This is a genomic window from Caballeronia pedi, from assembly GCF_001544915.2.
Lineage (GTDB): Bacteria > Pseudomonadota > Gammaproteobacteria > Burkholderiales > Burkholderiaceae > Caballeronia > Caballeronia pedi.
On record NZ_FCOE02000044.1, the window covers coordinates 52,856 to 59,929 of the forward strand.

The 7,074-nt window shown below is 63.2% G+C and carries 7 protein-coding genes; 5 read left to right on the forward strand and 2 right to left on the reverse strand.

What is annotated here, in order from left to right; translation table 11 throughout:
• The first annotated feature begins 112 nt into the window (after window positions 1–112).
• The 3 genes from otsA to AWB80_RS36360 all read left to right on the forward strand — a co-directional run bounded on the left by otsA (window position 113) and on the right by AWB80_RS36360 (window position 3,038).
• Window positions 113–1,567 carry an alpha,alpha-trehalose-phosphate synthase (UDP-forming) gene (gene otsA / locus AWB80_RS36350; protein ID WP_061179474.1) on the forward strand — a complete coding sequence of 485 codons (1,455 nt, stop codon included), beginning with the start codon at window positions 113–115 and terminating at the stop codon, window positions 1,565–1,567.
• A gap of 124 nt (window positions 1,568–1,691) precedes the next feature.
• Window positions 1,692–2,003: a hypothetical protein gene (locus AWB80_RS36355; RefSeq protein WP_061179482.1), complete on the forward strand. Its 312-nt coding sequence runs from the start codon at window positions 1,692–1,694 to the stop codon at window positions 2,001–2,003.
• Window positions 2,004–2,129: 126 nt separating this feature from the next.
• Complete coding sequence (locus tag AWB80_RS36360; protein WP_061179475.1) at window positions 2,130–3,038, forward strand: YihY/virulence factor BrkB family protein; 909 nt, start codon at window positions 2,130–2,132, stop codon at window positions 3,036–3,038.
• Window positions 3,039–3,163: 125 nt separating this feature from the next.
• Here the strand turns inward: AWB80_RS36360 and AWB80_RS36365 are convergent, their stop codons facing one another.
• Window positions 3,164–4,654 (reverse strand): RNA polymerase factor sigma-54, encoded by a 1,491-nt coding sequence (locus tag AWB80_RS36365; protein WP_061179476.1) that lies wholly within the window; start codon window positions 4,652–4,654, stop codon window positions 3,164–3,166.
• A gap of 462 nt (window positions 4,655–5,116) precedes the next feature.
• Between AWB80_RS36365 and AWB80_RS36370 the strand changes: the two genes are divergently transcribed.
• A complete protein-coding gene (locus AWB80_RS36370; protein WP_061179477.1) occupies window positions 5,117–5,458 on the forward strand; it encodes a BON domain-containing protein in 342 nt (113 codons plus the stop codon).
• 309 nt (window positions 5,459–5,767) lie between these two features.
• Complete coding sequence (locus AWB80_RS36375; RefSeq protein WP_061179483.1) at window positions 5,768–5,998, forward strand: hypothetical protein; 231 nt, start codon at window positions 5,768–5,770, stop codon at window positions 5,996–5,998.
• A 99-nt stretch (window positions 5,999–6,097) separates the two neighbouring features.
• On the opposite strand, the gene AWB80_RS36380 is transcribed toward AWB80_RS36375, so the two are convergent.
• Window positions 6,098–6,550, reverse strand: coding sequence for a PA2169 family four-helix-bundle protein (locus AWB80_RS36380; protein ID WP_061179478.1), 453 nt, complete (start codon window positions 6,548–6,550; stop codon window positions 6,098–6,100).
• Window positions 6,551–7,074: the final 524 nt, after the last annotated feature.

Sequence of the window (7,074 nt, forward strand, 5' to 3'; positions counted from 1 at the left end):
TAACATCTTCATACAAACTTTCATTTACAAAAACCAACAAAAGGGCACAACTTTTGCATACCCTTGATCGCCAATTCGAGCATGCAACGACAACTGATGAGGTGATGCTGTAATGAGCAGATTGATCGTGGTATCGAATCGCGTCGCACCGATCCAGGAAGGCAAGCCCAGCGCGGGCGGCCTCGCGATCGGCGTTCTGGACGCGCTCAAGGAGACTGGGGGCGTGTGGTTCGGATGGAGCGGCGAGATCGTCGGCGAAGCGGGCGCGCCTGTCGTGGAAAAAGGCGGCAAGGTGACCTACGCGACGGTCGGACTCACGCGCCGCGATTATGACCAGTACTATCGAGGATTCTCGAACGCCACGCTGTGGCCGGCTTTTCACTATCGCAATGATCTCTCGCGCTTCGATCGCGAGGAATACGCGGGTTACATGCGCGTCAACGCCAGCCTCGCGGCGAAGCTGAAGTCGATGCTCAAGCCCGACGACATCATCTGGGTGCACGACTACCACATGCTTCCGTTCGCGCAGGAGCTGCGCAAGCTGGGCGTTGCGAATCCGATCGGTTTCTTCCTGCACATCCCGTTTCCGGTGCCCGAGATCATGCGCACCGTCCCGCCGCACGAGGAACTGATCGCGGCGATGTGCCAGTACGACGTGGTCGGCTTCCAGACCGACAGCGACAAGCAGTCGTTCATCGATTACGTGGAGCGCACGAGCCGCGGCCACTTCAACGAAGAAGACGGCATGCTGCAGGCCTTCGGCCGCATGCTGAAAGTGGGCGCGTATCCGATCGGCATCTATCCGGACGCCATCGCGAAATCCGCCGATCAGTTCGCGAACCGCAAGCAGGTGAAGAGCCTGCGCGACAGCATGCGCGGCCGCAAGCTCATCATGAGCGTCGACCGGCTCGATTATTCGAAGGGTCTCGTCGAGCGTTTCCAGGCGTTCGAGCGGTTGCTGCTGAACGCGCCGGGCTGGCATGGCCGCGTGTCGCTCGTGCAGATCGCGCCGCCGACGCGCTCGGACGTGCAGACTTATCAGCGCATTCGTCAGAACCTGGAAGGCGAAGCCGGGCGCATCAACGGCCGCTTCGCGCAACTCGACTGGACGCCGATCCAGTATCTCAACCGCAAATACGAACGCAACCTGCTGATGGCGCTATTCCGCCTCTCGCAGGTCGGCTATGTGACGCCGCTGCGCGACGGCATGAATCTCGTCGCGAAGGAATACGTCGCGTCGCAGGACCCGGCCGATCCGGGCGCGCTCGTGTTGTCGCAATTCGCCGGCGCGGCGGATCAGTTGCCGGGCGCGCTCGTCGTCAATCCGTTCGATCTGTCGCAGATGTCCGAGGCGCTGGAGCGCGCGCTGTCGATGCCGCTCGCCGAGCGTCAGGCGCGTCACGCCGACATGATGGTGCCGCTGCGCGAGAACAATCTTTCGGTCTGGCGCGATTCGTTCCTGTCCGACTTGCGCAGCGTCGCGACGGCGACATCCGTCACCGAAAAGACCGTCAAGACGGTAAAGGCGGGCGCGAGCGGTGCGACGCGTCCGTCGGCGAAGGCCTGAGCTGGCCGCAGCTTGATTGCAATGACGGCCCCGCCACGTGCGGGGCTTTTTCATGCTCGAAGCCGAAGGCGTTCGCGGAACGGGACTTGCGGAATCATCGTCGACACGAACGAAGGAGGTCACGATGAGCGGAAGCACATTGAACCCGCCGGAAGACGACGGCGCGGAATACGGCAAGGGACACGGCACTGGCGCGCTCGGCCCGAGCGACTCGTCGGATAGCGGCTCGGACGTGCAGGGCGAGAAGCGCCATCCGGGCGAGATCGAGGACGAACTCGACGCCCACGCGCTCGGCCAGTCCGAAGCCGAACTCAACAGCGACACGGATCGCTATGGCACCGGCGAAGCGGCATCGGCGGACGGCGACAACAACCTGGAATCCGACGCCGATATCCTGCCCGACCGGATCGAGGACGAAGGCGCCGATCGACCCTGACATGCATCGCCGCACGCGCTTCGAACACGGCGCGCTCCTTCGGGGAGCGCGCCTTTTTTACACGCGCATCGCAGGGCGGGGCTAACATCGTCGGTTGACACTTTCGCCACGCTCACGCTTTCGCCGATGGATCAGGACGTTCCCACTCAATCGACGCCCGTCGCCTCGGGCCGCACGACGCGTTTCGGCTGGCTCTCGTGGATCGTCGATCCCATCACGCAATGGTCGCAGGACCACTGCTCGATGTTCTCGGCGTCGATCGCGTTCTTTGCCGCGTTCTCGCTCGCGCCGACGCTCGTCATCGTGATCGCGGTGGCGAGCGTGTTCTTCGGCGCGGATGCCGTGCAAGGCCGCCTCTTCGATGAAATCAGCGGCGTCGTGGGCGTCGATGCGGCGCACGCGCTGGAAGCGATCGTCGCGAACGCGTGGCACGCGGACATCGCGCGCAGCACGGCGATCCTGTCGCTCGCGGGCGTGCTGATCGGCGCATCGGCTACGTTCTCGTCGCTGCATAGCGCGCTCAATGTCATCTGGCCGACACCCGCGGTGAGCACACGCGAGAGCATCGTCACGCTGCTGCGCGTGCGGCTGATGTCGTTCGGGCTGGTGGTCGGTTCGGGCCTGCTCGTCGCGGTGGTGCTCGTGCTCGATGCGCTCGTCGAATTGCTCGGCCACTGGGTGCTCGGCGATGGCAGTCCGTTCATCGTGCTGTCGGGGCTGACGCGGCGCGCGATATCGCTTTGCATGCTGATGCTCGCGTTCACCGTGCTGCTCAAGTTTCTGCCGACGACGCGCATGCTCTGGCGCGACGCCGCGCTCGGCGCCACCGCCGCCGCGCTGCTTTTCGAGGGCGGCAAGCGCCTCTTCGCGTTCTATCTCGCGCACGCGGGCACGGCGAACATGTTCGGCGCGGCGGGATCGCTCGCGATCATCCTCATGTGGCTGTACTACTCGGCGGCGGTGTTTCTGCTGGGCGCGGAGTTATCGGCGACGGCGGCGCGAAAGCGCACGCATCGGGCATCGGGCTGGCGCTGAGGCGGGCGCGAAAAAAAAGGCCGTCCGCGAACGGACGGCCTTCGGCTACGCTCATGTCGCTCAGGCGCCTCGCTTGACCGGGTCGTCGCCGAGCGCTCTGGAGCGTGAAAAGAGCCGGGCGCGCTTCAGCTTGCCTGACGGCGCAGCTCGGCGGGCGGCACCTTCATCAGATGCCGATACTTTGCCACCGTGCGGCGCGCGACGATCACGCCCTGGTCCGCGAGCATCTTCGCGAGACTCACGTCGGACAGCGGATCGCGCGTGTTTTCCTGCGAGATCATTTCCTTGAGCAGCGCGCGCACCGCCGCCGCCGAGCATGTACCGCCGCTTTCGGTGGAAAGCTCGCGCGGGAAGAAGTGCTTGAACTCGAAGATGCCGCGCGGCGTGGCCATGTACTTGTTGCCCGTCGCGCGCGAGATGGTCGATTCGTGCAGGCCGAGCTCGTCGGCGACATCGCGCAGCACGAGCGGCTTCAGCGCGATCTCGCCGTAATCGAAGAAGGCCTTCTGATGCGACACGATGCATTCGGCGACGCGCTGGATCGTCGTGAAGCGCTGTTGCGCGTTGCGGATCAGCCAGCGCGCTTCCTGCAACTGCTGCGCGAGCGGCGAACGGCTCGCGCCCGCCGACTGCGCGAAAAGCTCCGCGTACATGCGATGGATACGCGCGCGCGGCAGCACCGCCGGATTGATCGTGACGATCCACTGCCGCTTGTTTTGACGCACGATCACATCGGGCACCACGTAGTTGTCCTCGCTCTGGCCGTAGTTCTCGCCCGGCTTCGGATCGAGACGGCGCACGAGCGCACAGGCGATACGCAGTTCATCGGCGCTGCAGCCGATCTTCTTCTGCAACTCGGCCTGTTCGCGGCGGGCAAGACGCTCCAGATGATGCGCGACGATCTCCATCGCGACGGCGCGTCCCGGCGTGTCTTCTTCGAGCGCTTCGAGCTGCAGCGTCAGACATTCGGAGAGATTGCGCGCGCCGACGCCTGGCTTGTCGAGCGACTGCACCAGCTTCAGCGCGATGGTCAGCTCGTCTTCATTCAACGCGGGTTCGATCTCGACGACGTTCGCAAGCTCGCTCAGTTCCTGGCGCAGATAACCGTCATCATCGAGTGCTTCGATGATGAGCTGCGCAATCGCGCGATCGCGCTGGTTCAACTGATACATGCGCAGCGCATCGTGCAGCGTGTCGTGCAACGATGGCTCGATGCGCACCCAGTCGGCCGGATCGGAGCCTTCGCCGTCGCCGTTGTTTCGTGCGGAGCCGCGGCCGAAGGGATCGGATGAGAATTCGCTCACCGAATCGTCGCGCGAACCGCTATCGGCGCTTTGCTCGCTGTCCATGCCGGTTTCGGGCGCGAGCGGCGCTTCCGTAGCGCCATCGCTCGGGCCCGATGCGGTGGATTCGCTCATCGAGCTGCCGTTGTCGGCGCCGAGCGCATTGTCCTCGGTCTGCGACTCGTCGTATTCGAGAAACGGATTGGTGTCGAGGGCGTTTCTCAGTTCCTGCTGGAACTCCAGTGAAGAGAGTTGAAGAAGTCGGACCGACTGCTGAAGTCGCGGCGTCAGGGCGAGTGTTTGCTTCGCGCGGAGTTCGAGTGTAGGCGGCATTGCTTGCTAATCCTCGATTGTTCTAGACGTAATGGGCTGGTTTGCGGGTAGTTAAGCAACAGCCGTGCCATCGTTCGTTAAGCTCGCGACGCCACTACGTTTTTTGCGCTTCACTCTGTTCTTCTGACGCCATCCGGAGGCTGCTTTCACGCAGTTTTTACATGCGCCCAGACAAAAGCGCCGCGGCTTTCAGCGGACGCACGGCGCCCGTCGGCGACAACTCAGCCAAGCGTCCAAGATTTGTTCGACATCGCACGAACGCCTTGACGGGCGCGGCTTTTGACAGAGCCGTCCGGTGTTCGGATCGCGCGATGAACAGGTCCGGCACGCAAGTTGCGGAAGGGAGTACACGATCCGCGTGCTACGGCGCGGACGTCATCGAAGAGCCGCCTCGCGCACGAAGTCGCACGAAGTCGGGCGAACGGGGCGCCAGACCATAATCGACAAAATGGGAGTATTGCCATGAAGACGACTCAATTCCTGAAGGCAGCAGGCGGTATTGCATGTGTGGTGTTCGCGCTGAACGTGGGTGCGCAGACCAATTCGGCATCGTCGACGAAGGGTTCGGACACCTCGATCGGCCAGAAGGTCGATGACAGCACGATCACCACCAAGGTCAAGGCCGAACTGCTCGGCGCGAAGAACGTCAAGTCCACGCATATCCATGTGAAGACGAAGTCGGGCATCGTTTCGCTGACGGGTACGGTGCCGTCGGCGGAGGACAAGACCGCTGCGGAAGAAGTCGTTTCGAACGTTTCGGGTGTTGCTTCCGTGAAGAACCACCTTAAAATCGCTGCAAAGTAATGGCATAGTTCGTATGCCCGGCTTCGCCACGGCGGGCCGCGGTTGAGTGCCAGCAGCACAGAACCCGCGCGGGGTTCGACGATTCGCCGCACAGGCGAGGAATCGGACGAAGCGCGGGTTCGCACATGGGGCCCCCGGGTTTGCATCGCCCGGTGCCTCAGTCGCAAAGACGCTTCACGCAGTGCGCATCACCTCGCAGCACTTCGAAACTTAAAAACGAGTACGACCGTTCAGGGCGTCACTCACACAGGCGGCTCTCGAATGCGCAGCAGCCCGGCATTCAGAGGCCCCGGCAAAAAGGAGCTCTTCATGAAGACGAAAAAGATGGCATTGATCGGCGCGCTCGCGCTGGCGTTCTCGACGGCGGCTTTCGCGCAGGCAGCATCCGACGCAGCCACGGCAGGCGCCGACGCGGCACACGCGAAGAAACAGAAGGGCACCTATCTGCATCAGCAGGACAAGGCGCACAAGCTGAAGGGCGCGTCGGCAGCGGCGGCGGCTTCGGCGCTCGGCACCAACGACAAGGGTCAGCCGCAGTAAGCGCAGCGCTCGTACGCTGAACGGACAAACGGCCGCATCGCGCGGCCGTTTGTTTTTTTGCGGCCCGTGTCGCTTGCCGGGGCCGCGTGCATCATTGCATCAGGACTTCGCGGCTGCGTACTGATCGCGCAGATCGCGGATGCGGTCGTGATTTTCCAGCACGCCCTGATACTGGCGCTCCACGACGGCACGGATATCGGCAGGCAGATCCTTGTCGAGCGCCTCGCGATAATTCTTCTTCGCGGCATCCTCGCCGCGCTCGCACTCCGTGAGGATCGCGTGATCGCTGTGGCCGGTCACGGCCGACTTCACATCGACCCAGCCGCGATGCAGTGCGCCCGCCACGGAGCCGCCGGTTTCCGGCTTGCCGCCGAGCCGTGCAACGATATCCTGTAGCTCGCGCGCGCCTTCCGTGCATTTCTGCGCGCGATTCTGAAACAGCAGCTTGAGGCTCGGATCGCGCGTATCCTCGGCGGCCTTGAGAAAACCCTTTTCCCCGTCCTTCGAGGTTTCGACGAGATCGTTGAGTACCGATACGACGTTCGTGCTCATGTAACACCTCCCATTGGTTTCGACATTGTCACGGCGCACTCTCCCGGCGGGATGCGGCTCGCCGATTCATAGCGCACGCGGCGTGCCCGCAGCGGTCCATGCGCGGCATATGACTTGCTGTCGCTACGGCATTACAGCGCGCATCCGGTTCGAGACGCGCGCAAGACAAAGGCAACAGGAGAGCGTAGTGAAAATCTTTAATCGGCTCGCTAATCGCGAGACCCTGATACTCGTGGCGATCGCGGCATCCGCGATTACGCTGCAAGTCCGACAGCACACAATCGATCCGCCTGCAGCGCGTGCGGAGGATGGGCGCGTCTGCGAGCCGCCCGCTGCGCAGGCAGCCAAGGCCCGAGTGCTACCCGCCGATTGCAATATCCGCGCGAACCTCCCGCTTCATCGTTCGCGCGCGACCTGGGTCTGAGGCCAGAAAAACGCCCGCACGAATGAACTGACCCCACGAAGTTGGACGGTTAAATTCTAGCGGGTAGCCGAGGCCTGAGTTCTGTATTGCACGGGACTCA